Genomic DNA, 26,997 nt, shown 5'->3' on the forward strand with positions numbered 1-26,997 from the left:
GGCCGGAGAGCCAATCGGGTGAGCCAATCGGGGGAGGCGTCGATGCCGGCGGCCCGGGAATCCTTGCTGGAAGCGGCCGGAGCGGCGCTGTCCGCGCGCCCCTGGCCCGCCGTGCGGATGGTCGACGTGGCGGCCGCCGCCGGGGTGTCCCGACAGACCCTCTACAACGAGTTCGGCGGCAAGGCGGGCCTCGGCCGGGCCCTGGTCCGCCGCGAGGCCGACTGGTACCTCGACGGCGTGGACCGGACCCTGGCCGCCCAGGCGGGCACCACCGACCGGCTCGCGGGAGTGGCCGAGTGGACCGTACGGGCCGCCCGCGCGCGCCCCCTGGTCCAGGCCCTGCTGACCGGCTCGTGGAACGGGAACCTGCCGGCGCCGCCCGGACGCGGGTCCCGACCGGGCGTTCCCGCGCTCGGCCCCGGGGAGCTGATCCGAGCGGTCCGCGACCGGGCGTCCGCCGCGCTCACGCCGGAAACGGCGGGGCGGTGCGAACTCGTCGTACGGCTCGCGCTGTCCTACGTGATCGCCCCGGGGGAGGAGCCGGGCACCGGGGAACTGCTGCGCCTGGTCAGTGCGCCGAACCGGACAGCTGAAGTCCGATGACGCCGAGGATCACCAGCGAGATCGAGACGAGCTTGAGGGTGGACACCAGGTCGCCCAGGAAGACCATGCCGTAGATCGCGGTCCCGGCCGCCCCGATGCCCGTCCACACCGCGTACGCCGGCCCCACGTCGAGCTTCTTCAGCGCCAGCGTCAGCAGACCGAAGCTGCCGAGCGCGAAACAGGCGAAGGCGATGGTCGGCCACAGACGGGTGAAACCGTGGGACAGCTTGAGGCACACCGCGAAGCCCGTTTCCAGGATTCCGGCGACCACGACCAGCAGCCACGCCATGGCGTACGCCTCCCCGCGTCATGTGACATCGCGTCACTTGGTGCGAACAAGCATTTATCCCGACCGGTGCCCCCACAAACCCGGCCCGCCGCCGGACGGCAGGGCCGCAGACCGCCTCAGTCGCCCTCGCGGCGCTCCCGCGTCTCCAGCAGACGGCGCAGCGAGTAAAGCCGCGCCGGGTCCGCGTGGCCGTCCTCCACCCACTTGTCGAGCGCGCAGTCCGGCTCGTCGTGGCTGCACGCGCGCGGGCACCCCTCGGTACCGGGCACCAGCTCCGGGAAGGCCAGGATCACCCGGGACGGGTCCACGTGGTGCAGACCGAACGAGCGCACACCCGGGGTGTCGATCACCCAGCCGTCGCCCGAGGGCAGCGGCAGCGCGAGCGCCGAGGTGGTGGTGTGCCGGCCGCGGCCGGTCACCGCGTTCACGTGGCCGGTGGCGCGCCGGCGGTCCGCCGCGACGAGCGAGTTGACCAGGGTGGTCTTGCCGACGCCCGAGTGGCCGACGAAGGCCGTGATCCGGCCGTTGAGGCGCTCGCGCACCCGCTCCGCCGCGTCGCCCGTCGCCAGCTCCTCGCGGTTGGTGACCACGTAGTTCAGGCCGAACGTCGAGTAGATCTCCAGGATCTTGTCGGCGGACGTCAGGTCGGACTTGGTGAGCACCAGCAGCGGCTCCAACCCGGCGTCGTACGCCGCCACCAGGCAGCGGTCGATCATCCGGGGCCGCGGCTCCGGATCGGCCAGGGCCGTGACGATGGCCAGCTGGTCCGCGTTCGCGACGACCACCCGCTCGTACGGGTCGTCGTCGTCCGCGGTGCGCCGCAGGACGGACCTGCGCTCCTCGATCCGCACGATCCGGGCGAGGGTGTCCTTCTTGCCGGACAGGTCCCCGACGATCCAGACCTTGTCGCCGACCACCGCCGCCTTGCGGCCCAGCTCGCGCGCCTTCATCGCGTGCACCGCGCGGTCCTCGACCAGGCAGGTCAGCCGGCCGCGGTCCACGGTCAGGACGAAGCCCTCCGAGGCGTCCTCGTGCTTGGGGCGGATGGTCGTACGCGGCCGATTGCCCTTGCGGTTCGGGCGGGAGCGGATGTCGTCCTCGTCGGTGTTCTTGCCGTACCTGCGCATGACGGGCCTACGCTCCCGCTCCCGCGAGCATGTCTGTCCACATCCTGGGGAAGTCCGGCAGGGTCTTCGCGGTCGTCGCCACGTTCTCGATCAGCACGCCCTCCACCGCCAGACCGATCACGGCGCCCGCGGTGGCCATCCGGTGGTCGTCGTACGTGTGGTAGACACCGCCGTGCAGCGGGCGCGGGCGGATGTGCAGACCGTCGGCGGTCTCGGTGACGTCGCCGCCGAGCCCGTTGATCTCGGCGGTCAGCGCGGCCAGCCGGTCCGTCTCGTGCAGCCGCAGGTGCCGGACACCGCGCAGGATCGACTCGGAGTCGGCCAGCGCCGCCACCGCCGCGATGCCCGGGGTCAGCTCGCCGACCTCGCCCAGGTCCACGTCGATGCCGTGGATCTTCCCGGTGCCGGTGAAGACCAGACCCGCGTCGGTGAGCTCACAGGAACCGCCCATCTCCGTGAAGATGCGGCGCAGCGCGTCGCCGGGCTGCGTGGTGCGGCGCGGCCAGTCGGGGATGGTGACCGTGCCGCCGGTGATCAGCGCCGCCGCCATGAAGGGCTGCGCGTTCGACAGGTCGGGCTCCACGACCATGTCGCGGCCCAGGAGCGCGCCGGGCGCGACCCGCCACACGTCCTTCTCGCCGCCGGCCTCCGGGGTGTCCACCTGGGCGCCCGCCGCGCGCAGCATCTCCACCGTCATCCGGATGTGCGGCATCGACGGCAGGGTCGAACCGATGTGCCGGACCTCGACGCCCTGGTTGAACCGCGGCGCGGACAGCAGCAGCGCCGAGACGAACTGGGAGGAGTTGGAGGCGTCGATCTCGACCGTGCCGCCCTCCAGGGCCCCGCCGCCCTGCACGGTCAGGGGCAGCGCGCCCCGGCCGTCGTCGTCGATGCGGGCCCCGAGGACGCGCAGCGCGCTGATGACCTCGCCCAGCGGGCGCTCGTAGGAACGCGGGTCGCCGTCGAAGCGGATGTCGCCGCCGGCCAGGGTGGCCACGGGCGGCAGGAAGCGCATGACCGTGCCCGCGTTGCCGACGTCGACGGTTGCCGGGCCGTGCAGCGCGGCCGGGATGATCCGCCACGCCTCGCCGCTGTCACCGTCGGCGGAGCTGGAGGAGACGGTCTCCTCGATGCCGACGCCCATCGCGCGCAGGGCGTCCGACATCAGCCGCGAGTCGCGCGATCGCAGCGGGCGGCGCACCCAGCCCGGCTCGGAGGCCAGCGCGGCGAGCACCAGGGCCCGGTTGGTGACCGATTTGGAACCCGGCACGGTGACGGTGGCGTGGACGGTGCCGTCCGCGAGCGGAGCGGGCCAGAGGGCGTGGAGCGCGGGGGTCTCGGTCATGGCCTCCACTTTAGTGGCTCCGCCCGTACCCGGATCTTGATCGCCGGCCGGTCGTCGTCCCCGTCTCAGAGGGCGAGAAGCCAGCGCCCGCCGCCGATCAGCGAACACAGCGCCACGGCGTGGAACATCAGCAGCCAGACGACCGGGTGCACGTGCGTGAGCCGACCGAGCTGGTCCGCGTCCGAGTCCGGGGCTCCACCGTTCCTCCGCTTGGCCTGGAGCTCGAACACCGGCCGGACCCCGCCCAGCAGCAGGAACCACACCACCCCGTACGCGAACATCGCCTGGACCTCGGCCGGGGCCAGCCAGGACACCAGGACGAAGCCGGCGCCGGTCAGCACCACCGTGAGCAGTCCGTAGGCGTTCCGGATCATCACCAGCATCGCCACCAGCAGCGCGGTCGCCGCCCAGAGCAGCAGCGTGATCCGGTGCGCCGACAGCAGCGCCGCCCCGCCGAGGCCGAGCAGCGAGGGCGCCGTGTACCCGGCGGCCGCCGTCAGGACCATGCCGAGCCCGGTCGGCCGGCCCCGGCTGACGGTGACCCCGCTGGTGTCCGAGTGCAGCCGGATCCCGTCGAGCCGGCGTCCGGTCAGCAGCGCGAGCAGCCCGTGACCGCCCTCGTGCGCGATGGTGATCGCGTTGCGGGAGATCCGCCACACCGGGCGGGGCGCCACGGCGGCCAGGGCGACGACCCCGGTCGCGATCACCAGCCACAGCTCGGGCTCGGGCTGTATGCCGGTGAGCCGGTCCCAGAGACCGGCCGTCGTGATGCTGTCCATGGAGTGGCGGACTCCTTGCGGTGGTGGGCGGGTGTCGTGGCAGTGTTGCAGGCATGTGCGGAAGGTATGCAGCGAGTCGGGCGCCGGAGGATCTGGCGGGGATCTTCGGCGTCGAGAAGTGGGAGCCCGCAGAGTCCCTGGCACCCGACTGGAACGTGGCGCCGACGAAAGAGGTCCACATCGTCCTCGACCGTCCCTTGAAGGACGCGCCGAGCCCGCGTCCGGTTCGACAGTTGCGGGTGGTGAAGTGGGGGCTGGTCCCCTCCTGGGCCAAGAACCCCGAGGGCGCGGCCCGGATGATCAACGCCCGCGCCGAGACCCTCGCGGAGAAGCCGTCCTTCCGCCGCCCCTTCGCCCAGCGCCGCTGCGTCATCCCCGCCGACGGCTACTACGAGTGGGTCACCGCCCACGACGAGCGGCAGTTGGAGGTCGAGGGGAAGAAGAAGCGGGCCCGCAAGCAGCCCTACTTCGTGCTGCCCTCCGACGGCGCCGTCTTCGCCATGGCCGGGATCTACGAGTTCTGGCGCGACCGGACCCTGCCCGACGAGCATCCGGCGGCCTGGTGGGCGACCTGCTCGGTCATCACCACCGAGGCCGAGACCGGACCGCTGGGCGTGGCCCCCGCCGACGGACCCCGCTCGCTCTCCGACATCCACCCCCGCATGCCGTTGATGCTGACCCCGGACAAGTGGGACCCCTGGCTGGACCCGGCGCGCACCGACCCCGACGAGCTCCAGGCGCTGCTCGCGCCGCCGCCCGGCGGGCTCATGCGGGCGTACGCGGTGTCCACCGCCGTCAGCAACGTGCGCAACAACGGCCCCGAGCTGCTGGAGGAACTGGCCGCGCCGGAGGAGGAGACCCTCTTCTGACCCGGGCAGGATGGGGCGCATGACCACGCGTACCGAGAGCGTTCCGACGCCGGCGGGCGAGGCCCGCGTCACCTGGCACCCCGCCACGGCCGGGAAGGCCCGGCTCGTGCTCGCCGTGAGCCACGGCGCCGGCGGCGGGATCGAGGCCCGGGACCTGCGGGCGCTGGCCGCCGCCCTGCCGGCCCGCGGGATCACCGTGGCCCTGGTCGAACAGCCCTGGCGGGTCGCCGGGAAGAAGGTCGCCGCCGCGCCCAAGGTGCTCGACGAGGGCTGGCGCGGGCTGTGGCCGGCGCTGACCCGGCCCGGACCGCCCGTGGTGGCCGGCGGGCGCAGCGCCGGAGCCCGGGTGGCCTGCCGGACCGCCGCCGAGCTGGGCGCGGCCGGGGTGCTCGCGCTGGCGTTCCCGCTGCACCCGCCGGGCCGGCCCGAGAAGTCCCGGGCCCAGGAGCTGCTGGGCGCCGGGCGGCCCACCCTGGTGGTCCAAGGGAGCCGGGATCCTTTCGGCCGGCCCGAGGAGTTTCCCGAGCCGACCGGGGACGATCCGTACGAACTCGTCGCGGTGGAGCACGGCGACCACGGGTTCGCCGTGCCGAAGAGGGCCGACCGGACCCAGGACGAGACCCTCGACGTGATCACCGGGGCCGTCGCGCGGTGGCTCGGACGGCTGCCGCTGTGAGCCCTCGGGAGGCCGGCGACGAGTGCGCCCGCACGGCTGCCGACCCGATCCCTGGGGCGGCCCGGCGTCGCGAGCCGCGGGCCCGACCTGACACATTCCCGCGTGATCCGGATCACGCGCCCCGCGGAGTCGACCTGACGGATCCGGGAAACCCCACAGGCCCCGGGAATGCCGGGCCCGGGCCTTCTGTTGTGCCGAATGTCGGTACGTACGGGAAGTTCGTCGGAGGAGAGGGAGCGCATGACCCAGGTCATCAGCCAGAACCGTCCGCAGGCCGCTGACCTGGACTGGACGGTGCTGCCTGCTCCCAAGCGCGGGACGCTTCGGGCGGCGGAGGGCCGGGAAGGTCGACTATTCTCCGATTCGAGCGGATCCGCTTTCGGAGCCGCCACGCTGTCGGAGGAGGTGGGTCCTGTCGCCGGGACCGACGAAGGCCACGCGGAGGAGACGACCCCGGAGCGCAACGCGCGCTTCGAGCGGGACGCCCTCGGCTACCTCGACCAGATGTACTCCGCCGCGCTGCGCATGACGCGCAACCCGGCCGACGCCGAGGACCTGGTCCAGGAGACGTACGCGAAGGCGTACGCGTCGTTCCACCAGTTCCGCGAGGGCACCAACCTCAAGGCATGGCTCTACCGCATCCTGACGAACACGTTCATCAACTCCTACCGCAAGAAGCAGCGCGAACCGCAGCGCAGTGCGGCGGAGGAGATCGAGGACTGGCAGTTGGCGCGCGCCGAGTCGCACATGTCGACGGGCCTTCGGTCCGCCGAATCGCAGGCGCTCGACCACCTTCCCGACTCGGATGTGAAGGAGGCGCTCCAGGCCATTCCGGAGGAGTTCCGCATCGCGGTCTATCTCGCCGACGTAGAGGGCTTTGCGTACAAGGAGATCGCGGACATCATGGGTACGCCCATCGGTACGGTCATGTCCCGACTGCATCGTGGGCGCCGTCAACTCCGCGGAATGCTGGAGGACTACGCCCGTGAGCGCGGGCTGGTCCCCGCCGGCGCTGGAGAGTCGAACGACCTGAAAGGCTCGGGCTCATGAGCTGCGGAGAGCCGCACGAGACGGAGTGCGCAGAGGTCCTGGATCACCTTTACGAGTTCCTGGACCACGAGATGCCCGACAGCGACTGCACGAAGTTCGAGACACACTTCGGCGAGTGCAATCCCTGTCTTGAGAAGTACGGCCTCGAACAGGCCGTGAAGAAGCTGGTCAAGCGCTGCTGCGGTTCGGACGACGTGCCGACCGATCTGCGCTCGAAGGTGATGGGACGGATCGAGCTGATCCGTTCGGGGCAGGCCGTGCCCGACCACGACGTCACGGCCGATCCCGCGACGGGCTAGCCGAAAGCGGTTTCCCCATTGCCCGGGATTCGCCGGCCGCGCCTTTCCGAACAACCGCCCCCGGTCGTTCCCTTCGTTCACTCGAAGGTGCTAATCCGGGGGCACCCGAACGACACAATGTGAAAATGTGGCCCACTTCGTGTGGGGCCCCACCTATTCTCCCCTTCCGGTACCGGTCCGCTCCGGTGCCCGCCGTGCACGGCCCAGGGGGAGGAGAGCGCCATGCGGGTACTTCCGCCGGCGGCGCGCGTCCTCGTCGTGTGCGCGATCCTCGTGGCGTCGGTGTGCGTGCTGCCGGCCGCACTCAGCCCCGACACCCCCTGGCCGACCGTCTCGCTGCTCGCCGCGCTCTACCTCGGCTGTGAGTCGGTGCGGATCTGCCCACGCCTCACCGGCCGGGTGCCCGAGGGCATCGGCACCTTCTTCCCCGTCGTGCTGGCCGCCGTCTTCCTGCTGCCGCCCTCCGCGGCCGCGCTCGTGGCCGTGCCCGGAGCCCTCGCCGGACCGGTGGTCCGGCGACCGGCCGGGGTCCGTCGGGTGTGGCACGCGGCGCAGCAGGCGACGGCCGCCTGGGTGGCGGGACGCACGTACGGGCTGCTCGGCGGACCGGCCGCGCTCGACGGCCGGGGGCCGGTGGCGAGCGGGATTCCCGGGCCGTCCGCAGGCGCCGATCCGATCGCCTGGGTCGCCGACTTCCCCTACCTCCTGCTTCCCGCGGCGGTCGCCGCCGTGGCCTTCTGCATGGTCCTCACCCTCCTCGACGGGGCGATCCTCGTCGCCGCCGAGCGGCGGCCCCCGGCCACCGTCCGGGTCGGGCCGTCGGTCCGGTCCCTGGCCCCGCACTGCGTGCACGGGCTGGCCGGGCTGATGATGGCCGTCATGTGGCGCAGCCCGTACGGACTGCCCGCCGCCCTGCTGGTCCTGCTGCCGATGTACATCTCCTGCTGGGTCTTCGCCCAGTACCACCGCGAGCGCGCCGCCCACCAGGCCACGATCCGCGCGCTGGTACAGGCCGTCGACATCAAGGACCGCTACACGCGCGGTCACAGCGAGCGGGTCGGCCAGGCCTCGGCGATGATCGCCCGCGAGCTGGGGATGGCGGACGACCGGATGGAAGTCGTCCGTATCGCCGGCATCCTGCACGACGTGGGCAAACTCGGCGTACCGACCCGACTCCTGCGCAAGGACGGGCCGTTGACCCCCGAGGAACGCAGGATCATCGAACTGCACCCCGAGTACGGGCACGAGATGGTCCGCGGCATCGGCTTCCTGGGGGAGGCCCGCGCGGCGATCCTCCACCACCACGAGCGGGTCGACGGGTCGGGGTATCCGTACGGGCTGCGCGGCGAGCAGATCCCGGTGTCGGCCCGCGTGGTGGCGGTGGCCGACTCCTTCGACGCGATGACGTCGACGCGCTCGTACAGCAGGGCGCGGCCGGTGCCCGTCGCGCTCGCCGAGCTGGAGCGGTGCGCGGGGACGCAGTTCGACCCGGCCATGGTGCGCGCCCTGGTCGGCGCCATCGGGCGCCAGGGCTGGCATCCGGTGGTCACCTCCGACGACGACCTCCAGGTCATCGGCGACGGGCCGGGCGGCCCCGCCGGTCCGGGAGGTCCGGGAGGTCCGGGCGGCCCCGCCGGGGGCGCGCTGCCCGGACTCCCGACCCAGGGCGGTCCGTCGGCGGCGCCCGCGGAACCGGGTCCGCCGGGCCGGCCCCGGGACGACGCCCCCGAACCCGGACGGGCCCCCGGCCGCCGGACACCCCCGGTGCGCCCGGCCGGCGGCCCCGGGACCCGACCCGGAACCGGCCCGTGAGGGGGCCGACCGCCCCCGCGGTACGCGCCGCCGCCGCCCTGCTCACCCTCGTGGCCCTGGGCCACACCCTGTGGCACGGTCTCGCCGACACCGGCGTCGCCCTCGCCTTCGGCGGCCTCGTCGCCGTCGGGGAACTCGCCCGCCGCGACCCCGGGGACGCCGCCGGGAACCCCACCGCCGAGGACCGCCGGCCCGCGCCCCTCGGCTCCGCCGGAGCCCTCGCGTACGCCCTGCTCGGCGAGAACGCCGGGCACTCCACCCACCACGGGGCCCTGCAGACGGTCGCCGTCGTGCTCGCCGCCGCCCTCGTCGGACTCGTACCGCACGTGGCGCGGGGCCGCGGTCCCGCCCTCGACCACGTGGCCCGCCAGGTGCTCACGGTCGGCTTCGCCGCCGCCTGTTTCCAGCCGCTCCACCATTCCGGCCGACTGGAGGGCATGGTCGGCGAGGGCCCGTACCTCGTGGTCTTCCTGCTGCTCCTGCTCGGCCTGACGGCCTTGTGCGACGCCGTCCTGGCCGCCGCGCTCGCCGCGTCCCGCACCGGGTGGCCGTACGGGCCCCTGCTGCGCGACGAACTGCGCGCGCTCGCCGGTATCGGCTCGGCGATCTGCGCGACCGGCCTGGTCATGGCGCTGGCCGTGGCCGTGGCCGGGGTGTGGGCCCTGCCCGTCTTCAGCGTTCCGCTGCTGCTCACCCAGCTGTCCTTCCACCGGATCACCGCGATCCGCACCACCTACCGCGAGACCATCACCTCCCTCGCCCGGGCCACCGAGATCGCCGGGTACACCCGCCCGGGCCACTCGCTGCGGGTGGCGGCGCTGAGCTGCGCCGTCGGGCGGGAGCTGGGGCTGTCCGAGCGGGAGCTCACGGTGTTGGAGTACGCCGCCCTGATGCACGACATCGGGCAGCTGTCCCTCGTCGATCCGGTCCCGGCCGGGGCGACCGCAGGGCTGCCCGCCGCCGAGGCCCGCCGGATCGCCGGGCTGGGCGGGGAGGTGGCCCGGCTGACGGGGGTGTCCGCGGAGGTCGCGGTGGTCGTGGAGCGGCAGGCCGATCCGTACCGTGAGCAGCCGGTCGCCGCCCGGATCGTGCGCGCGGTGAACGCCTACGACGACCTGTGCGGCGGGAGCGGTCACCCGGGCGGCTCACTGGCCGCCCTGGAGCGTCTGCGGCTGGGTACCGGGCACGACTACCAGCCGGAGGTCGTGGAGTCCCTTGCGAGGGTTCTGGCCAGGGACGGACGTGCCCGAGTCGTTCCCGTTCCGCCTGGGTAACCCATGGGTAATGAGCGGCCGTCCGAGTGGGCATGGTTGGATGCGAGTGGGAGTGTCCGTGAGGGTGTCCGCAAGGCTGCACCGTTGGACCGGCAGGCGGGAATCGTGAGGATCTTCGGGAAGGTACGGCATCGGCCCTCCGCCTCGTGGCGGCAGGCCACCGACCGCGCGTTCACGCTGATCGGCGACGGGCGGTACGAGGACGCGGGCGCGCTGCTGACCAGAGCGGCGGACCTGGAGCCCTGGTTGTCCGAGTCCTGGTTCAACCTGGCCCTGCTGCACAAGTTCCGGCACGACTGGGAGCAGGCGCGGGCCGCGGGGCTGCGCGCGGTGGCCCTGTTGGACCGCGAGACGGGCGCCCCGGACTGGTGGAACGTCGGCATCGCCGCGACCGCGCTCCAGGACTGGCCGCTGGCCCGCCGGGCCTGGCAGGCGTACGGCCTGAAGGTCCCCGGGGACCCGCACGGCACGGGCGGGGCAGGCGAGCCCGTCGGCATGGAACTGGGCAGCGCCGCCGTGCGGCTCTCGCCCGAGGGCGAGGCCGAGGTCGTGTGGGGGCGGAGGCTCGATCCGGCCCGGATCGAGGTCCTCTCGATCCCGCTGCCGTCCTCCGGGCGGCGCTGGGGCGAGGTCGTGCTGCACGACGGGGTGCCGCACGGCGAGCGCATCACCGCCGCCGGCCCCTCCTACCCCGTTTTCGACGAGATCGAGCTGTGGGCGCCCTCGCCGGTGCCGACCTGGGTGGTGCTGCTGGAGGCGGCCACCGAGGCCGACCGCGACGCCCTGGAGCAGCTCGCCTCCGACGCGGGCTTCGCCGCCGAGGACTGGTCCTCGTCGGTGCGGTTGCTGTGCCGGACGTGCTCCGAGAGCGCGATGCCGAGCGACGAGGGCGACGAGCAGCACCCGGACCCGCACGATCACAGCGAACCAGGCCATCCCGGCCCGCTGGGCCACCGCACCGCCGGTTCCGGCTCCCTGTGGGTCCCCGAGCGCGAGTGCGGCATCGCCGCGCCCGCCGGTCTGGTGCGCGGGCTCCTCGACGGCTGGGTGGCGGACAGCCCGGACAGTCGCGAGTGGCGGGATCTGGAGGAAGTCTGCTGAGTCGGGGCCGTAGGCTGTACGGGTCACATCGGTGACTCGGCGGACTTACGGAAGGCGTACGGCGGACATGGCGCAGCAGGAGAACCAGGTTGTCCCGGTCGACGAAGAGGGCTACGTCGTGGACACGGAGGACTGTGAGGCGCGCGAGCTCGCCTACCGTGAGCGCGGCACCTCCCGCCCCATCACGGTGGTCGGCAATCCGGTCCTGCACCGGGAATGCAAGGACGTCACCGAGTTCGGCGACGAACTGGCCCGGCTGATCGACGACATGTTCGCGAGCCAGAAGACCGCCGAGGGCGTGGGCCTGGCCGCGAACCAGATCGGTGTGGACGCCAAGGTCTTCGTCTACGACTGCCCGGACGACGACGGCAAGCGGCACACCGGTGTCGTCATCAACCCGAAGCTGGTCGAGCTGCCGGTCGGCGCCCGGGTGCTGGACGACTCCAACGAGGGCTGCCTGTCGGTTCCGACGGCCTACGCCTCGCTGGCCCGCCCGGACTACGCCGAGGTCACCGGCCAGGACGCGCAGGGCAATCCGATCAAGGTCCGGGGCACCGGCTACTTCGCGCGCTGCCTCCAGCACGAGACGGACCACCTGTACGGGTACCTGTACATCGACCGCCTCTCGAAGCGCGACCGCAAGGACGCCCTGCGACAGATGGACGAGGGCACCCCGCGCTACGAGGTCGTCCCGAACGCCTGAGCCGCTCTGCCCGAGCCGGTCTACGCCACGGCCTGCGGGCCCCGGAAGGCGCGCCTGAACGAGTTCGGCGTGGTGCCCAGGGCCCGCAGGAAGTGGTGGCGCAGCGCGGCCCCGTTGCCGAAGCCGCAGCGGCCCGCGATGGCGTCGATCGTCTCGTCGGAGGATTCCAGCAACTCCTGCGCCAACAGGACGCGTTGGCGCAGCACCCACTGGTACGGAGTGGAGCCGGTCTCCTGCTGGAAGCGGCGGGCGAAGGTGCGCGGGGCCATGTGCGCGCGGTCCGCGAGCTGCTCGACCGTGATCTCCTCGTCCAGGTGGCGCGCCATCCAGGAGATGACCTCCCCGACGGTGTCGCAGGAGGTGCGGGGCAGCGGCCGTTGGATGAACTGGGCCTGGCCGCCGTCCCGGTGGGGAGGTACGACCATCCGCCGGGCGATGGTGTTGGCCACCTCCGCGCCGTGCTCCTGTCGGACGACGTGCAGGCAGGCGTCGATGCCCGAGGCGGTGCCCGCGGCGGTGATCACCGAGCCCTCGTCCACGTACAGCACGTCCGGGTCGACGACGGCCCTCGGGAAGCGGCGGGCCAGGGCCGGGGCGTGCATCCAGTGCGTGGTGCAGCGCCGCCCGTCGAGCAGTCCGGCCGCGCCGAGCAGGAAGGCCCCGCTGCACACGCTGAGCAGCCGCGCCCCCCGGTCCACGGCCCGGCGCAGGGCCTCCAGCAGTTCCTCGGGGTACTCCCGGGTCGGGGCCGTGCGGTCGGCCGGCAGGCAGATCAGGTCCGCGCTCTCCAGCCGTTCCAGTCCGTGCGGGGCCACGATGTCGAAGTGTCCGTCGCCGGTGGTGGACCGCCGGTCCTCCGCGGCGCACACGGCGAAGTCGTAGACCGGCAGCCCCATGTCGCTGCGGTCGAGTCCGAAGACCTCGCAGAAGATCCCCAGTTCGAAGGGGGCGACGCCGTTGGCGAGGGCCACGGCCACATTGGTCAGCATGCCCCCAGTGTGGCAGTAATTCGCACTTCCATGACAGTCCTGCCACTGTCGGGTTTTCGTCGCCCTCGCGAGAGTGGAGGGGTGAACACGCTTCTGAGCCACCTCGTCGCCCTCGCCGTCGCCGGCCTCTTCGCGGGCCCGGCCCTGTACGGACTCCTCCTCGAACGCCGCGTCGACCGGCAATTGCGCGCCGCCCGCGAGCGGGAGGAGGTCGTCCGGGAAACGCGGCAGCACCCCCGCCCGGGACCCCCGGAGATCCGGGAGGTCCACCCCGTGGGCGGGGGCGCTGCCAAGTCGTGCGGCCGTGCGGGGAAGAGGACTCAGAAGTCCTCGTCCAGGTCGACGGTGCCCTCGACCGCGACCTGATAGGCCGACGGGCGGCGCTCGAAGAAGTTCGTCAGCTCCTGGACGCCCTGAAGCTCCATGAACGAGAACGGGTTCTGCGAGCCGTACACCGCCGGGAAGCCCAGGCGCACCAGACGCTGGTCCGCGACGCACTCCAGGTACTCGCGCATCGACTCGGTGTTCATGCCCGGCAGGCCGTCACCGCACAGGTCGCGGCCGAACTGCAGCTCCGCCTCGACGGCCTCCTTCAGCATGTCGACGACCTGCTGCTGGAGAGCGTCGTCGAAGAGCTCCGGCTCCTCCTTGCGGACCGTGTCGACGACCTCGAACGCGAAGTTCATGTGCATGGTCTCGTCACGGAACACCCAGTTGGTGCCGGTGGCCAGACCGTGCAGCAGGCCGCGCGAACGGAACCAGTACACGTACGCGAAAGCGCCGTAGAAGAACAGGCCCTCGATGCACGCCGCGAAGCAGATCAGGTTCAGCAGGAAGCGGCGCCGGTCGGCGGCCGTCTCCAGCCGGTCGATCTTCTCGACCGAGTCCATCCACTTGAAGCAGAACTGCGCCTTCTCGCGGATCGAGGGGATCTCCTCGACCGCGTCGAACGCGGCCGCCCGGTCGTCCGGGTTGGGCAGGTAGGTGTCGAGCAGCGTCAGGTAGAACTGGACGTGCACGGCCTCCTCGAACAGCTGGCGCGACAGGTACAGGCGCGCCTCCGGGGAGTTGATGTGCTTGTACAGCGTCAGCACGAGGTTGTTCGAGACGATCGAGTCACCCGTCGCGAAGAACGCGACCAGACGGCCGATCATGTGCTGCTCGGACGGGGTCAGCTTCGCGAGGTCCGCGACGTCCGAGTGGAGGTCGACCTCCTCGACCGTCCACGTGTTCTTGATCGCGTCGCGGTAGCGCTCGTAGAAGTCCGGGTAACGCATCGGGCGGAGCGTGAGCTCGAAGCCCGGGTCCAGGAGGTTCTTGTTCTCGTTGGAGCTCATTACTGGCAGGCCTCGCAGGACTCGGGGTTCTCAAGGGAGCAGGCCAGCGCGTCGGCGTCGACGGCCTGCGGAAGCGGGGTGGCCGCCGCCGGGACGGCGGAGCCGGACGCCGCGCGGGCGATCTTCGTCGCCGGGCGCGAGCGCAGGTAGTACGTGGTCTTCAGGCCCTGCTTCCAGGCGTACGAGTACATCGAGGACAGCTTCCCGATGGTCGGCGTCTCCAGGAACAGGTTCAGCGACTGCGACTGGTCGAGGAACGGCGTACGGGCCGCCGCCATGTCGATCAGGCCGCGCTGCGGGATCTCCCACGCCGTGCGGTACAGCTCGCGCACCTCGGCCGGGATCCAACCGAAGCCCTGCACCGAGCCGCTGGCCTCGCGCAGCGCCTCGCGGGACTGGGCGTCCCACACGCCGAGCCGCTTCAGCTCGGCCACCAGGTAGGCGTTCACCTGGAGGAACTCACCGCTGAGCGTCTCGCGCTTGAAGAGGTTGGAGACCTGGGGCTCGATGCACTCGTACACACCGGCGATCGAGGCGATCGTGGCGGTCGGGGCGATGGCGAGGAGCAGCGAGTTGCGCATGCCGGAGGTCGCGACCCGGGCGCGCAGCGCCTCCCAGCGCTCCGGCCAGTTCAGCTCGGTGTCGTAGTGGTCCGGGTGCAGGACACCGCGGGCCGTACGGGTCTGCTCCCAGGCGGGGAGCGGGCCGTTGCGCTCGGCGAGGTCGCAGGAGGCCTCGTACGCGGCCAGCATGATCCGCTCGGAGAGCTTCGTGGACAGCGCCCGCGCCTCGGGGGAGTCGAAGGGCAGCCGCAGCTGGAAGAAGACGTCCTGGAGGCCCATCGCGCCCAGACCCACCGGACGCCAGCGGGCGTTGGAACGGCCGGCCTGCTCGGTCGGGTAGAAGTTGATGTCCACCACGCGGTCGAGGAAGGTCACGGCGGTGCGGACGGTCGAGTCCAGCCGCTCCCAGTCGATGTCGCCGTCGACGACGAACGCGCCGAGGTTGACCGAACCGAGGTTGCAGACGGCCGTCTCGCCGTCGTTGGTGACCTCGATGATCTCGGTGCAGAGGTTCGAGGAGTGGACGACCGTGCCCGGCTCCGCGGTCTGGTTCGCCGTGCGGTTGGAGGCGTCCTTGAACGTCATCCAGCCCTGGCCGGTCTGCGCGAGGGTGCGCATCATCCGGCCGTACAGCTCCCGGGCGGGCATGGTCTTGCGGGCCAGGCCGGCCGCCTCGGCCTCCCGGTAGGCGGCGTCGAACTCGTCGCCCCACAGGTCCACCAGCTCGGGGACCTCGGCGGGGGAGAACAGCGACCAGTCGGAGTCGGAGTTGACGCGGCGCATGAACTCGTCCGGCACCCAGTGGGCCAGGTTCAGGTTGTGCGTACGGCGCTGGTCCTCGCCGGTGTTGTCGCGCAGCTCCAGGAACTCCTCGATGTCCGCGTGCCAGGTCTCCAGGTAGACGGCGGCGGCGCCCTTGCGCCGGCCGCCCTGGTTCACGGCCGCGACGGAGGCGTCGAGGGTCTTCAGGAACGGCACGATGCCGTTGGAGTGGCCGTTGGTGCCGCGGATCAGCGAACCGCGGGCGCGGATGCGGGAGTACGACAGGCCGATGCCGCCGGCATGCTTCGACAGGCGCGCGACCTGGTGGTAGCGGTCGTAGATCGAGTCGAGCTCGTCCAGCGGGGAGTCCAGCAGGTAGCAGGAGGACATCTGCGGGTGCCGGGTGCCGGAGTTGAAGAGGGTGGGGGAGGACGGCAGGTAGTCGAGGCGGCTCATCAGCCGGTAGAGCGAGGCCACTTCCTCGACGGCCTGGACCGTCTCGTTCTCCGCGAGACCACAGGCCACGCGCAGCATGAAGTACTGCGGGGTCTCGATGACCTGGCGGGTGATGGGGTGGCGCAGCAGGTAGCGGCTGTGCAGGGTGCGCAGGCCGAAGAATCCGAAGCGGTCGTCCGCGCCCTCGGTGAGCGCGTGCTCGACCAGCGCGTTCAGCCGGTTCGCGTGGGTCGCCACGAACTCGGCCGTGCGGTCGGCGATCAGGCCCTCGCGGTGGCCGACCTCGACGGAGACGGAGAAGGAGGTGGACCCCTGGCCCGCGGCCTCGTCGCGGACGGCCAGCGTCAGCAGACGCGCGGCCAACCGGGAGTACGCCGGGTCCTCGGAGATCAGACCCGCGGCGGCCTCGGTCGCCAGCCCGCGCAGTTCGGCCTCGTCGGAGGCGGAGCTGCGACCGCGGAGCGCGGCGGCGGCGACCCGACCGGGGTCGGTGTCGGGAAGGTCGGCCGTCAGCTCGGTCAGGGTGCGCAGCAGCGCGGCCCCGGGTCCCCCGGACGTGATCGCGGTCTCGATCGCGGACTCGGACGGAACGGACTCTGCGCGCGGTGCGGAGGGCGCGATGGTCACGGGGGGAGCTCTCCCTTGCTCGGCTCCGGGAACACCGACGGCGCGGGCGCGAGCGGGCGCATGCGGACCTCGCACGCTCCGGCCCGGACAGGGCGGGCGGTACGTGCACCGCATGGCGTCCACCGGCCCAACCGCGAGGCCCGGACGTGTCTGCACCCGGTTCGGTCGAGCCGGGCGCGCTGTCGACAGGTCCTCGGACTTGTAGTTGCACGAACAGGTGCACTTCACACCGTTGCGGGACAGTTCCGGATTCGCACCGGATTCCCCTGCGACGACAGCGAGCACGAGCATACATGTGGGGGCGGGTGGATGCGTGACCCCCCACATGTTGTGTCGGCGTGGTTACAGCTCCAGACGGTAGGTCAGGAGGGTGAGGCCCGGGATCGGGGCCCAGTCTCGTTCTGGTGTTCGGGTGAAGCCGAGGCGCTCGTAGATCCTGTGCGCCCCCGTCATCGACCTCTGGGTGGACAACACCAGGTGCGTCACGCCCTCCAAGGCCCCCGCCCGGGCCATGCACGCCCGCACCAGGGCCTCGCCCGCGCCGCGTCCGCGCGCCTCGCGGGCGACGGCCAACATCCGGAACTCCGCCTCGCCCGGACCGGCGATGTCGGCCAGCGGGCTCGTGTTCGAGGCGAACGTCACCCCGCCGAGGACCGTGCCGTCGTGGTCCGCGACGAGCACCTCCCCGGAGACGGCCCGGCCGGCGACGTCGCGCAGCACGTTCAGGTAGAAGTCGTCCTCGTTGAAGTCCAGCAGCCCGTCGTCCAGGTAGGCCCGCGCGGTGATCTCGCCGAGCTCTTCGTATTCGGCGACCGAGGCCGCCCTGATCACGATGTCCATGCCGTCGAGTGTGTCGGACCGGCGGGCGATTGGTCGCGCGTGTCCACGGACGGGGATGCGAAGGGGGCGTCCCCCGGCGCGGACCGGTGCGGACCGGCGCGGACGGGCACGCGAAAGGGCCGCCGCGTTCCCGGGGGAACGCGGCGGCCCTTCGAAGGCCCCGGAGGGGGTCAGCAGCAGCGGAAGCCCTCGCGCGGGTCGGCCTCGCGGGCGTCGGTGCGGGCCCGCTCGAAGGCGCGCCGCGTCATGACCTCGGCGTTGGTGTCGTGCGCGCGGGCGTGCGCGACGTACCGGTCGTACGCGGCCTCGCCCGAGAACTCACGGACGTAGAACCGGGTCTTCGCCCACGCGCCGCGCACGGCCGTCAGGCCGCTCACGCGACCGGTTCCCGGGTCTTGCCGCCGCCGGAGTCGAGGCCCGCCGCGGTGAGTTCCGCCCGTTCCTCGGGGGTGGCGATCAGACCGGCCGGGGCGACGATCTTCGACTCGGTCCACGGGGTCTCGGTGAGGGTGACCGTCTCCGGCTTGCGGACGGCCTTGACGCAGGTCCGGGCCGCGTCCAGCAGCACGATGATGATCAGGACCGCGAACAGCACCGACAGGACGCCGTCCACCGTGGCGTTGGTGACCACGGTGTGCATCTCGCCCATGTTCTTGGCGGGCTTGAGCACCTTCCCGGCCTCGATGCCGTCCTGGTACAGGTCCCGCTGCGCGAAGAACCCGATCTTCGGGTTGTCGGAGAAGATCTTCTGGTAGCTGGCGGTGAGGGTGACCGCCACGTCCCAGGCCAGCGGGACGCCCGTCACCCAGGCCCACTTCAGCCGGCCCGACTTGATCAGCAGCGTGGTGCAGACGGCCAGGGCCACCGCCGCGAGGAGCTGGTTCGCGATGCCGAACAGCGGGAAGAGCTGGTTGATGCCGCCCAGCGGGTCACTGACACCCACCCACAGGAAGTAGCCCCAGCCACCGACGACGACCGCGCTCGCGATCCACACGCCCGGCTTCCAGCTGACGTCCTTGAAGGACTTGTGCACGTTGCCGAGGGTGTCCTGGAGCATGAACCGGCCGACTCGGGTGCCCGCGTCGACGGTGGTCAGGATGAACAGCGCCTCGAACATGATGGCGAAGTGGTACCAGAAGGCCTTCATCCCGGCGCCGCCGATGACCGACGAGAAGATCTCCGACATTCCGAGTGCGAAGGTCGGCGCGCCGCCCGTCCGCGACAGCAGGCTGGTCTCCTCCACGTCCTTCGCCGCCTGGGCGAGGGCCTCCGGGGAGATGGCGAAGCCGAAGTTCGTCACCGCCTGCGAGGCGGTCTCGACGGTGGTGCCGACCACGCCGGCGGGGGAGTTGACCGCGAAGAACAGCCCGGGCTCGATGATGCAGGCCGCGATCACCGCCATGACGGCGACGAAGGACTCGGTGAGCATCGCGCCGTAGCCGATGACCTGGACCTGGGTCTCCTTCTGGATCATCTTCGGGGTGGTGCCCGAGGAGACCAGGGAGTGGAAGCCCGACAGGGCGCCACAAGCGATGGTGATGAACACGAAGGGGAACATCGAACCGGCGAAGACCGGCCCGTCGCCGCGCGAGGCGAACTCGGTCACCGCGGGCATCTTCAGCATCGGCATGGCGATGACCACGCCCACCGCGAGCAGCGCGATGGTGCCGACCTTCATGAAGGTGGAGAGGTAGTCGCGGGGCGCGAGCAGCATCCACACCGGCAGCACCGACGCCACGAAGCCGTACGCGACCATCCAGATGACGAGGGTCTGCTTGTCGAGGGTGAAGAACTCGGCGAGCGAGGAGTCCGCCACCCAGCCGCCCGAGACGATGGCGAGCAGCAGCAGGGCGACGCCGATCAGCGACACCTCGGTGACGCGCCCGGGGCGCAGCACGCGCAGGTAGAAGCCCATGAACAGGGCGATGGGGATGGTCATGCCGATGGAGAAGACGCCCCAGGGGGAGTCCGCCAGGGCGTTGACGATGACCAGCGCCAGTACGGCGAGCAGGATGATCATGATGGCGAACACGGCGACCAGGGCGGCGGCTCCGCCCACCGGGCCGATCTCGTCACGGGCCATCTGTCCGAGCGAACGGCCGTTGCGCCGGGTCGAGAAGAAGAGCGTGACCATGTCCTGGACCGCGCCGGCGAAGATCACGCCCGCGACGATCCAGATGGTGCCCGGGAGGTAGCCCATCTGCGAGGCGAGCACCGGGCCGACCAGCGGGCCCGCTCCGGCGACGGCGGCGAAGTGGTGGCCGAAGAGCACGCGACGGTCGGTGGGGTGGAAGTCGACACCGTTGTCAAGGCGTTCGGCCGGGGTCGCCCGGGTCTTGTCCACCTTCAGTACGCGGTTCGCGATGAAGCGCGCGTAAAAGCGGTAGCCGATCGCGTACGAGCCCAGGGCGGCGGCGAGCAGCCACGCGGCCGAGATCTCCTCGCCCCGGGAGAGGGCCAGTACGCCCCAGCCGATCGCGCCGATGAGACCGACGAGCACCCAGACGGCGATCGACTTCGGCGAGAGCCCCCCTGACGAGGCTCCCGCCGTGTCCCGTTGTGTACCTGTTGCTTCCGGTTCCGCCATGATCGTCGTCCCCTCGTTGATCACTGCTTGAGCGCAGGGAATCTACGGGGGCCTGACCGGTGAACGTAAGCCCCCGTCCGTATAGCGGTACGAGCGTCCACCGGGGGTCGATCAGGAGTCAACCGTTGATCAGAGAGCAGGTCGCTGAAGGCGGGCGACGAATTTATAACGGTCGCCGCGATACACCGAACGTACCCATTCGACCGGTTCGCCGTCGGCGTCCAGCGAGTGTCGGGAGAGCATCAGCATCGGCAGGCCGACGTCGGTGCCGAGCAGTCCGGCCTCGCGCGGGGTGGCCAGCGAGGTCTCGATGGTCTCCTCGGCCTCCGCGAGCCGTACGTCGTACACCTCGGCGAGGGCGGTGTAGAGGGAGGTGTACTTGGCCAGCGAACGGCGCAGCGCGGGGAAGCGCTTGGCCGACAGGTGGGTGGTCTCGATGGCCATCGGCTCACCGCTCGCCAGGCGCAGTCGCTCGATGCGCAGCACCCGTCCACCGGTGGTGATCTTGAGCAGTCCGGCGAGCGTGTCGTCGGCCGTCACGTAGCCGATGTCGAGCAGCTGCGAGGTGGGCTCCAGTCCCTGGGCCCTCATGTCCTCGGTGTACGAGGAGAGTTGGAGCGGCTGGGACACCTTGGGCTTGGCCACGAAGGTGCCCTTGCCCTGGATGCGTTCCAGCCGGCCCTCGACGACGAGTTCCTGCAGGGCCTGGCGGACCGTGGTCCGCGAGGTGTCGAACTCGGCCGCCAGCGTGCGCTCCGGCGGCACCGGGGTGCCCGGGGGGAGCGTCTCGGTCATGTCGAGCAAGTGCCGCTTGAGTCGGTAGTACTTGGGCACCCGCGCCGTGCGAGTGGCCGCCCCGCCTTCCGGCTCCGTGGTCGCCCCTTCGGTGGCCATCGCCGCCCGCCTTCCCGACTCCAGTTTCGCTGCCGTCACCGGCTCCTCCATATGTGCGGTCACATCGTGACACGAGCGGGAGGACAGGCCTCCTCCCTCCCCCAGGTGTCGGTCCGATAACGGACCGATCACCCGCTCATTAGACCCTTGACACCCCTAAAGGTCTAGGCCAAGCTCCGGTTGCTGGTCTAAACCAATATGGATCGGATCCCGGCCCCACGTGCAGTACTTCGCGTATGTCACCGCGGCGGGCAAGGGAAGTGCATGAAGGCATCCCTGAGGAGGGTGGCGTGAAGCGCAAGCTCATCGCGGCGGTTGGAGTCGCGGGCATGGTTATCGGCCTGGCGGCGTGCGGTGGCTCGGACGACAAGGGCGGCAACACTGCCGACAAGGCGTCCGGCGCCAAGGAGTTGACCGTCTGGCTGACGGTCGACGCCCAGAACAACTGGCCGGAGCTGGTGAAGGCCGCCGACGACGCGGTCGTCGCGAAGCACCCCGGTCTCACCGTCAAGCACGAGTACTACGGCTGGCCGGACAAGAACGCCAAGCTGGACGCCGTGCTCGCCACGGACAAGGCGCCGGACGTCGTCGAGATGGGCAACTCCGAGATGATCGGCTACATGTCGACCGGAGCCTTCTCCGAGGTGGACCCGTCGAAGTTCGACAACTCCTCCGCGTGGCTGGACGCCCTCAAGGAGTCCGTGACCTACGACGGCAAGACGTACGGCGTCCCGTACTACGCCGGTGGCCGCGTCGGCACCTGGCGCAAGGACCTGGCCGCGGAGGCCGGCGTCACCGCCGCCCCCAAGACCTGGGCCGAGTACACCGGCGCGCTGGACAAGATCCAGGCCGCCAAGGGCGACAAGTTCAGCGCCCTGTACCAGCCGTCGCCCGACTGGTACGCCGCGATGTCCTACGTCTACGACGCCGGCGGCGCCATCGCCAAGAAGGACGGCGACAAGTGGAAGGGCACCCTGTCCTCCCCCGAGTCGCTGAAGGGGCTCAAGCAGTACAAGGAGCTCCTCGACAAGTACATGCACGCGGACAAGACCAAGGACGAGTCCGACCGCCCGGTCGTCTTCGCCCAGGGCAACTCCGCCGCCATCTTCGCCGCCGCCTGGGAGGGCGCCACCGCGGCCGACCCGAAGAACGACAAGGTCGGCGGCTTGAAGGACAAGCTGGAGAACTTCGTCCAGCCCGGCCCGAACGGCAAGAACCTCCCGGTCTTCCTCGGCGGCTCCGACCTCGCGGTCCCGGCCAAGTCCAAGGCCAAGGACATCGCCTCCGAGTGGATCAACGCCTTCACCGGCGCGCAGGGCCAGAAGGGCCTGATCGCCAAGGGCAACCTGCCCAACAACAAGACGGACCTCGGCCCGCTGAAGTCCGCCCCGGCGACGCAGGTCGCGGCCACCGCCGCCGAGTCCTCCTGGTTCGTGCCGACCGCCCCGGGCTGGGGCCAGGTCGAGAAGGCCAAGCTCCTGCAGACCCTGCTCCAGGAGATCGGCACCGGCAAGAAGTCGGTCGAGGACGCGGCCAAGGCCGCCGACGCCGAGATCGACAAGGTCATCAACAGCAAGTGACCTGTAGCCGGCAGGGCCCCGCCACATCGGCGGGGCCCTGCTGCCCGTCAAGAGAGGGACCCCCGAGGAGCGCGCGATGAGTGCCGCACAGACAACCACCGCCGACCTGCCGCCGGCGAAGCAGAACACCTCCGTTGGAATCGGGACGGGACGTACGGGCAAGCCGGGGAAGCCGACCCGCAAGGGTTCCGGCGCGACCCCGTGGCTGCTGCTCGCCCCGTGCCTCCTGGTCATCGTCCTCGTCATGGGGTACCCGCTCTTCAGACTCGTGTCCCTCTCCTTCCAGAGCTTCGGCAAGTCCGAACTCTGGGGCTTCAAGGACGCCGAGTTCGTCGGGCTCGACAACTTCACCAAGATCCTCGGCGACGGGGTCTTCTGGACCGTCGTCCTGCGCACCGCCGTCTTCGCGGCCGGCGCCGTCGTCCTGACGATGGTCATCGGCATGCTGATCGCGCTGCTGCTCCAGAAGGTGTCCGGCTTCGTCAAGGCGCTCATCAGCATCGCCCTCGTGGCGAGCTGGGGCATGCCGATCATCGTCGCCACCGCCGTCTTCAAGTGGCTCTTCGACGCCGACTACGGCGTCCTCAACTACCTGATGAGCAAGTTGCCCGGCGTCGACATGATCGGGCACAACTGGTTCGCCAGCGGCCCCCAGGGCCTCGCGGTCATCATGCTCCTGGTGGTCTGGGGGGCGGTGCCCTTCGTCGTCATCACGCTCAGCGCGGGCCTCACCCAGGTGCCCAAGGAACTGGAGGAGGCCGCGCGCCTCGACGGCGCCGGCGCGTGGGGCGTGTTCCGCCACGTCACCCTGCCGATCCTGAAGCCGATCATCGTGATGCTGACGACCCTCTCGGTCATCTGGGACATGGGCGTCTTCCCGCAGGTCTTCGTGATGCGCAACGGCAACCCCGAGGCCGAGTTCCAGCTGCTGACCACCTACTCCTACCAGCAGGCCTTCGTGGTCAACGACTACTCGGGCGGCTCCGCCATCGCCCTCGTGACCGTTCTGCTGCTGCTCGGAGTGGTCGCCGTCTACATGCGCCAGATGCTCAAGATCGGAGAGGTGGAGTGACCTCGACCACCGCGACCCCGCCCGTCGCCCGCCGCAAGCAGAACAAGCCGAAGGCGAAGTCGAAGCTCGGCTGGAACCTCATCGGCCTCGTGGTCTTCGCCACCGTCGGCTTCCCGGTCTACTGGATGCTGAACACGGCCTTCAAGCCGGCCAAGGACGCGATCGACCCGAACCCCCACTTCTTCCCGCGCACCTTCACCCTGGACAACTTCCGGCGTGCGCTGGAGATCTCCGACTTCTGGGGTCCCGTCGGCCGAAGCATGATCGTCTCGCTCGTCGTCGTCTCCATCGGCATCGTCGTCGGCATGCTGGCCGCCCTGGCCATCTCCCGCTTCGCCTTCCGCGGCCGCAAGATCGTGATCGTCGGCATCCTCGCCGTCCAGATGATCCCGCTCGTCGCGATGATCATCCCGGTCTTCCTGCTCCTCAACGACCTCGGCCAGTACGACAAGCTCACCGGCCTGATCATCACGTACCTGACGTTCATCCTCCCCTTCACCGTGTGGACGCTGCGCGGCTTCATCGTCAACATCCCGAAGGAACTGGAGGAGGCCGCCCAGGTCGACGGCTGCACGCCGACCGGCGCCTTCCTGCGCGTGGTCTTCCCGCTGCTCGCCCCCGGCATGGTCGCCACCTCGGTCTACGGGTTCATCCAGGCGTGGAACGAGTACCTCTACGCACTGATGCTGATGAGCCAGCAGAACCAGACCGCCACCGTCTGGCTCGGCAACTTCACCACCAAGAACGGCACCGAGTTCGCGCCCATGATGGCCGGCTCCACCATGATGGCGATCCCGATCGTCGTGCTCTTCCTCATCGTCCAGCGCAAGATGGCCGCGGGCCTCACCGCCGGCGCCGTGAAGGGATAACGGCCCATGACTGTCCTTGCGCACCACACCGACACCCTCACCCGGGACGCCCTCGCGGTGCTCCAGCCCGGCTTCGAGGGCACCACCGTCCCCGCCTGGCTGCTGCGCCGGGTCGGCGAGGGCCTCACCGCCGTCGGCCTCTTCGGCCGCAACATCACCTCGCCCGACCAGCTCTCCGCGCTGACCGCGCAACTGCGCGCCGAGCGCGACGACGTGCTGGTCGCCATCGACGAGGAGGGCGGCGACGTCACCCGCCTGGAGGTCCGCGGCGGCTCGTCCTTCCCCGGCAACCTGGCCCTAGGCGCGGTGGACGACACCGGGCTGACCCGTGACGTCGCCCGGGAGCTGGGTCGCCGGCTCGCCGAGTGCGGGGTCAACCTCAACTGGGCGCCCTCCGCCGACGTCAACTCCAACCCGGACAACCCGGTCATCGGCGTGCGGTCCTTCGGCGCCGACACCGACCTCGCCGCCCGCCACACCGCCGCGTACGTCGAGGGCCTCCAGGCCGCCGGCGTCGCCGCCTGCACCAAGCACTTCCCGGGCCACGGCGACACCAACGTCGACTCGCACCACGCGCTGCCCCGCATCGACGCGGACCTCGACACCCTGACGGCGCGTGAACTCGTACCGTTCAAGGCCGCCATCGAGGCCGGCACGAAGGCCGTCATGAGCGCGCACATCCTGGTGCCCGCCCTCGACCCGACCCGCCCGGCCACGCTGAGTCCGCGCATCCTGACGGGGCTGCTGCGCAAGGAACTCGGCTACGAGGGCCTGATCGTCACCGACGGCATGGAGATGCACGCCATCGCCGGCACGTACGGCATCGAGCGCGGCTCGGTCCTGGCCATCGCCGCGGGCGCCGACGCGATCTGCGTCGGCGGCGGGCTCGCCGACGAGGCGACCGTGCTCGCCCTGCGCGACGCGCTGGTCGCCGCCGTCCGCGAGGGCACGCTGCCCGAGGAGCGGCTCGCCGACGCCGCCGCCCGGGTCCGCGCCCTCGCCGAGTGGACCCGCCGATCCCGGGCCGCCGTCACCGATGCGGGCGCGCGGGAGGGGAACGCGCCCGACATCGGCCTGACGGCGGCCCGCAGGGCGGTGGTCGTGAGCGGTGCGCCGACTCCCGTCACCGCCCCGTACGTCGCCACGCTCGCACCCGTCGCGAACATCGCGGTGGGTGACGAGACCCCGTGGGGCGTCGCGGCGGAACTGGCCGAGCTGCTCCCGGGCACCCGCTCGGGCGTGTACCCGCAGGGCACCGGCGCCGGGGACGTCCTGGCGGCGGCGGGGGACCGCACCGTCGTCGCGGTCGTCCGGGACGCGCACCGGCACCCGTGGATGATCGAGGCCCTGGACGCGCTGGTCGCGGCCCGCCCCGACACGGTGGTGGTCGAGATGGGCCTGCCGCGCGCCGAGCCGCGCGGGGCGCTGTACATCGCGACGCACGGCGCCTCACGGGTGTGCGGACGGGCCGCCGCGGAGGTCATCGCGGGCGGCGTGTAGCCGCCGTCCGCCGCGAGTCACGGAGCCGGGCACCCGTCACGGGGGTGCCCGGCTCCGTCGTGTCCGGGGGCGGCCGGCGTGCCGGGTACGCGGAAGGGCCGGGCCGCCCTGTCAGGGGCGGGCCCGGCCCTTCGTGGCCGTCGGCTACAGACCCTGCCAGGAGGGCTTGTTGGCGTACGTGTGGCGGAAGTAGTCCGCCAGCTTCAGCTTGGACGCGGCGGCCTCGTCCACGACGACCGTGGCGTGCCGGTGCAGTTGGAGCGCGGACGCGGGGACGAGCGCGGACAGCGGACCCTCGACCGTCTGCGCGACGGCCTCGGCCTTGCCCTCGCCGGTGGCCAGCAGGACCAGGTGGCGGGCGTCGAGGATGGTGCCGATGCCCTGGGTGATGACGTGGTGCGGGACCTGGTCCATGTCGTTGTCGAAGAAGCGCGCGTTGTCCACGCGGGTCTGCTCGGTCAGCGTCTTGATCCGGGTGCGGGAGGCGAGGCTGGAGCACGGCTCGTTGAAGCCGATGTGCCCGTCCGTGCCGATGCCGAGCAGCTGGAGGTCCACACCGCCGGCGGCGGCCAGCGCCTCGTCGTAGGCCACACAGGCCGCCTGGACGTCCTGGGCGGACCCGTCCGGCCCCATGAACGAGGACTCGGTGAGCCCGAGGGGTGCGACGACCTCGCGGAGCACGACCGCGCGGTAGGACTCGGGGTGGCCGGCCGGCAGGCCGACGTACTCGTCGAGCTGACAGACGCGGGCCTTCGAGGTGTCGACCAGGCCGGCCTCCACCTTGGCCGCGAGGGCCTCGTAGACGGGCAGCGGGGTAGAGCCGGTCGCCACGCCGAGCAGGGCGTCGGGCTTGCGGCGGACCAGGGCGGCCATGGCCTCCGCGATGAGCTCGCCGCCTGCCTTGGCGTCCGGGACGATGACAACTTCCACGCGGGGCCTGCCGATCTGGAGAGGTGGTGTGGTATAGACCAATCTAACAGAACGGACCCCTTCC

General features: G+C 71.3%; 26 protein-coding genes and 1 riboswitch. Of the genes, 14 read left to right on the top strand and 12 right to left on the bottom strand.

Annotated elements, in window-relative coordinates; all coding sequences use genetic code 11:
- The first annotated feature begins 42 nt into the window (after positions 1–42).
- Complete coding sequence (locus ADK55_RS06010; RefSeq protein WP_053676408.1) at positions 43–603, top strand: TetR/AcrR family transcriptional regulator; 561 nt, start codon at positions 43–45, stop codon at positions 601–603.
- Here the strand turns inward: ADK55_RS06010 and ADK55_RS06015 are convergent.
- From ADK55_RS06015 to ADK55_RS06030, 4 genes are all read right to left on the bottom strand, one after another.
- Positions 569–892, bottom strand: a complete 324-nt coding sequence (locus tag ADK55_RS06015; protein ID WP_030225858.1) for a DMT family transporter — start codon at positions 890–892, stop codon at positions 569–571. The two genes, ADK55_RS06010 and ADK55_RS06015, sit on opposite strands and share 35 nt — an antisense overlap.
- 116 nt (positions 893–1,008) lie before the next feature.
- Positions 1,009–2,019, bottom strand: coding sequence for a ribosome small subunit-dependent GTPase A (rsgA, locus tag ADK55_RS06020; RefSeq protein WP_053676409.1), 1,011 nt, complete (start codon positions 2,017–2,019; stop codon positions 1,009–1,011).
- Between the two features lie 7 nt (positions 2,020–2,026).
- Positions 2,027–3,364 carry a 3-phosphoshikimate 1-carboxyvinyltransferase gene (aroA, locus tag ADK55_RS06025; RefSeq protein WP_053676494.1) on the bottom strand — a complete coding sequence of 446 codons (1,338 nt, stop codon included), beginning with the start codon at positions 3,362–3,364 and terminating at the stop codon, positions 2,027–2,029.
- 65 nt (positions 3,365–3,429) lie between these two features.
- Positions 3,430–4,143: a M50 family metallopeptidase gene (locus ADK55_RS06030; RefSeq protein WP_053676410.1), complete on the bottom strand. Its 714-nt coding sequence runs from the start codon at positions 4,141–4,143 to the stop codon at positions 3,430–3,432.
- A 53-nt stretch (positions 4,144–4,196) separates the two neighbouring features.
- On the opposite strand from ADK55_RS06030, the gene ADK55_RS06035 reads away from it, so the two are divergent.
- From ADK55_RS06035 to def, 8 genes are all read left to right on the top strand, one after another.
- Complete coding sequence (locus ADK55_RS06035; protein WP_053676411.1) at positions 4,197–5,012, top strand: SOS response-associated peptidase; 816 nt, start codon at positions 4,197–4,199, stop codon at positions 5,010–5,012.
- Between the two features lie 19 nt (positions 5,013–5,031).
- The gene (locus ADK55_RS06040) at positions 5,032–5,688 is read left to right on the top strand and encodes an alpha/beta family hydrolase (RefSeq protein WP_053676412.1); all 657 of its coding nucleotides are present in this window, start codon (positions 5,032–5,034) and stop codon (positions 5,686–5,688) included.
- A 405-nt stretch (positions 5,689–6,093) separates the two neighbouring features.
- Positions 6,094–6,738, top strand: a complete 645-nt coding sequence (locus ADK55_RS06045; protein ID WP_008741505.1) for a sigma-70 family RNA polymerase sigma factor — start codon at positions 6,094–6,096, stop codon at positions 6,736–6,738.
- Positions 6,735–7,037 (top strand): mycothiol system anti-sigma-R factor, encoded by a 303-nt coding sequence (rsrA, locus tag ADK55_RS06050; RefSeq protein ID WP_053676413.1) that lies wholly within the window; start codon positions 6,735–6,737, stop codon positions 7,035–7,037. Before ADK55_RS06045 ends, rsrA begins: the two co-directional genes overlap by 4 nt.
- 222 nt (positions 7,038–7,259) lie before the next feature.
- On the top strand, positions 7,260–8,849 hold the full coding sequence (locus ADK55_RS06055; protein ID WP_053676414.1) for an HD-GYP domain-containing protein: 1,590 nt from the start codon (positions 7,260–7,262) through the stop codon (positions 8,847–8,849).
- Entirely contained in the window at positions 8,846–10,123 is a 1,278-nt protein-coding gene (locus ADK55_RS06060; protein WP_053676415.1) for an HD-GYP domain-containing protein, read from the top strand. The genes ADK55_RS06055 and ADK55_RS06060 overlap by 4 nt, the downstream gene beginning before the upstream one ends.
- Before the next feature lie 105 nt (positions 10,124–10,228).
- A complete protein-coding gene (locus tag ADK55_RS06065; RefSeq protein ID WP_053676495.1) occupies positions 10,229–11,224 on the top strand; it encodes a tetratricopeptide repeat protein in 996 nt (331 codons plus the stop codon).
- Positions 11,225–11,291: 67 nt separating this feature from the next.
- Entirely contained in the window at positions 11,292–11,927 is a 636-nt protein-coding gene (gene def, locus ADK55_RS06070; RefSeq protein ID WP_053676416.1) for a peptide deformylase, read from the top strand.
- 20 nt (positions 11,928–11,947) lie between these two features.
- Here def and ADK55_RS06075 read toward each other — a convergent pair whose 3' ends face one another.
- Positions 11,948–12,916 (bottom strand): helix-turn-helix domain-containing protein, encoded by a 969-nt coding sequence (locus ADK55_RS06075; protein ID WP_053676417.1) that lies wholly within the window; start codon positions 12,914–12,916, stop codon positions 11,948–11,950.
- Positions 12,917–12,997: 81 nt separating this feature from the next.
- Here ADK55_RS06075 and ADK55_RS06080 point away from each other — a divergent pair, with 81 nt between their 5' ends.
- Positions 12,998–13,282, top strand: coding sequence for a hypothetical protein (locus ADK55_RS06080; protein ID WP_053676418.1), 285 nt, complete (start codon positions 12,998–13,000; stop codon positions 13,280–13,282).
- Here the strand turns inward: ADK55_RS06080 and ADK55_RS06085 are convergent.
- From ADK55_RS06085 to ADK55_RS06110, 6 genes are all read right to left on the bottom strand, one after another.
- Entirely contained in the window at positions 13,237–14,253 is a 1,017-nt protein-coding gene (locus ADK55_RS06085) for a ribonucleotide-diphosphate reductase subunit beta (protein WP_053676419.1), read from the bottom strand. The genes ADK55_RS06080 and ADK55_RS06085 overlap by 46 nt on opposite strands.
- Positions 14,253–16,661 carry a ribonucleoside-diphosphate reductase subunit alpha gene (locus ADK55_RS06090; protein WP_053676420.1) on the bottom strand — a complete coding sequence of 803 codons (2,409 nt, stop codon included), beginning with the start codon at positions 16,659–16,661 and terminating at the stop codon, positions 14,253–14,255. The genes ADK55_RS06085 and ADK55_RS06090 overlap by 1 nt, the downstream gene beginning before the upstream one ends.
- A gap of 188 nt (positions 16,662–16,849) precedes the next feature.
- Positions 16,850–16,927, bottom strand: a riboswitch (cobalamin riboswitch).
- Between the two features lie 76 nt (positions 16,928–17,003).
- Entirely contained in the window at positions 17,004–17,501 is a 498-nt protein-coding gene (locus ADK55_RS06095) for a GNAT family N-acetyltransferase (RefSeq protein ID WP_053676421.1), read from the bottom strand.
- Positions 17,502–17,671: 170 nt separating this feature from the next.
- Positions 17,672–17,869 carry a YbdD/YjiX family protein gene (locus ADK55_RS06100; protein WP_053676496.1) on the bottom strand — a complete coding sequence of 66 codons (198 nt, stop codon included), beginning with the start codon at positions 17,867–17,869 and terminating at the stop codon, positions 17,672–17,674.
- A 5-nt stretch (positions 17,870–17,874) separates the two neighbouring features.
- Positions 17,875–20,088 carry a carbon starvation CstA family protein gene (locus ADK55_RS06105; RefSeq protein ID WP_053676422.1) on the bottom strand — a complete coding sequence of 738 codons (2,214 nt, stop codon included), beginning with the start codon at positions 20,086–20,088 and terminating at the stop codon, positions 17,875–17,877.
- A gap of 129 nt (positions 20,089–20,217) precedes the next feature.
- Positions 20,218–20,982, bottom strand: a complete 765-nt coding sequence (locus ADK55_RS06110; protein WP_053676497.1) for a GntR family transcriptional regulator — start codon at positions 20,980–20,982, stop codon at positions 20,218–20,220.
- Between the two features lie 290 nt (positions 20,983–21,272).
- On the opposite strand from ADK55_RS06110, the gene ADK55_RS06115 reads away from it, so the two are divergent.
- From ADK55_RS06115 to ADK55_RS06130, 4 genes are all read left to right on the top strand, one after another.
- On the top strand, positions 21,273–22,562 hold the full coding sequence (locus tag ADK55_RS06115; RefSeq protein WP_053676423.1) for an extracellular solute-binding protein: 1,290 nt from the start codon (positions 21,273–21,275) through the stop codon (positions 22,560–22,562).
- Positions 22,563–22,638: 76 nt separating this feature from the next.
- Positions 22,639–23,634: a carbohydrate ABC transporter permease gene (locus ADK55_RS06120; RefSeq protein ID WP_053676424.1), complete on the top strand. Its 996-nt coding sequence runs from the start codon at positions 22,639–22,641 to the stop codon at positions 23,632–23,634.
- A complete protein-coding gene (locus ADK55_RS06125) occupies positions 23,631–24,503 on the top strand; it encodes a carbohydrate ABC transporter permease (protein ID WP_053676425.1) in 873 nt (290 codons plus the stop codon). Before ADK55_RS06120 ends, ADK55_RS06125 begins: the two co-directional genes overlap by 4 nt.
- Positions 24,504–24,509: 6 nt before the next feature.
- Entirely contained in the window at positions 24,510–26,003 is a 1,494-nt protein-coding gene (locus ADK55_RS06130) for a glycoside hydrolase family 3 protein (protein ID WP_053676426.1), read from the top strand.
- Between the two features lie 144 nt (positions 26,004–26,147).
- Here ADK55_RS06130 and nagB read toward each other — a convergent pair whose 3' ends face one another.
- Positions 26,148–26,933 (bottom strand): glucosamine-6-phosphate deaminase, encoded by a 786-nt coding sequence (gene nagB / locus ADK55_RS06135; RefSeq protein WP_053676427.1) that lies wholly within the window; start codon positions 26,931–26,933, stop codon positions 26,148–26,150.
- Positions 26,934–26,997 lie beyond the last annotated feature (64 nt).

Origin of the sequence: Streptomyces sp. WM4235 (assembly GCF_001279725.1) — a bacterium.
Taxonomy (GTDB): Bacteria; Actinomycetota; Actinomycetes; order Streptomycetales; family Streptomycetaceae; genus Streptomyces.

Bases quoted from the DNA above. Each gene is read 5' to 3' on its own strand.
- ADK55_RS06010 (WP_053676408.1), top strand. From the start codon at position 43: ATGCCGGCGGCCCGGGAATCCTTGCTGGAAGCGGCCGGAGCGGCGCTG.
- ADK55_RS06015 (WP_030225858.1), bottom strand. From the start codon at position 892: ATGGCGTGGCTGCTGGTCGTGGTCGCCGGAATCCTGGAAACGGGCTTC.
- rsgA (WP_053676409.1), bottom strand. From the start codon at position 2,019: ATGCGCAGGTACGGCAAGAACACCGACGAGGACGACATCCGCTCCCGC.
- aroA (WP_053676494.1), bottom strand. From the start codon at position 3,364: ATGACCGAGACCCCCGCGCTCCACGCCCTCTGGCCCGCTCCGCTCGCG.
- ADK55_RS06030 (WP_053676410.1), bottom strand. From the start codon at position 4,143: ATGGACAGCATCACGACGGCCGGTCTCTGGGACCGGCTCACCGGCATA.
- ADK55_RS06035 (WP_053676411.1), top strand. From the start codon at position 4,197: ATGTGCGGAAGGTATGCAGCGAGTCGGGCGCCGGAGGATCTGGCGGGG.
- ADK55_RS06040 (WP_053676412.1), top strand. From the start codon at position 5,032: ATGACCACGCGTACCGAGAGCGTTCCGACGCCGGCGGGCGAGGCCCGC.
- rsrA (WP_053676413.1), top strand. From the start codon at position 6,735: ATGAGCTGCGGAGAGCCGCACGAGACGGAGTGCGCAGAGGTCCTGGAT.
- ADK55_RS06055 (WP_053676414.1), top strand. From the start codon at position 7,260: ATGCGGGTACTTCCGCCGGCGGCGCGCGTCCTCGTCGTGTGCGCGATC.
- def (WP_053676416.1), top strand. From the start codon at position 11,292: ATGGCGCAGCAGGAGAACCAGGTTGTCCCGGTCGACGAAGAGGGCTAC.
- ADK55_RS06075 (WP_053676417.1), bottom strand. From the start codon at position 12,916: ATGCTGACCAATGTGGCCGTGGCCCTCGCCAACGGCGTCGCCCCCTTC.
- ADK55_RS06085 (WP_053676419.1), bottom strand. From the start codon at position 14,253: ATGAGCTCCAACGAGAACAAGAACCTCCTGGACCCGGGCTTCGAGCTC.
- ADK55_RS06095 (WP_053676421.1), bottom strand. From the start codon at position 17,501: ATGGACATCGTGATCAGGGCGGCCTCGGTCGCCGAATACGAAGAGCTC.
- ADK55_RS06105 (WP_053676422.1), bottom strand. From the start codon at position 20,088: ATGGCGGAACCGGAAGCAACAGGTACACAACGGGACACGGCGGGAGCC.
- ADK55_RS06110 (WP_053676497.1), bottom strand. From the start codon at position 20,982: ATGGCCACCGAAGGGGCGACCACGGAGCCGGAAGGCGGGGCGGCCACT.
- ADK55_RS06120 (WP_053676424.1), top strand. From the start codon at position 22,639: ATGAGTGCCGCACAGACAACCACCGCCGACCTGCCGCCGGCGAAGCAG.
- ADK55_RS06130 (WP_053676426.1), top strand. From the start codon at position 24,510: ATGACTGTCCTTGCGCACCACACCGACACCCTCACCCGGGACGCCCTC.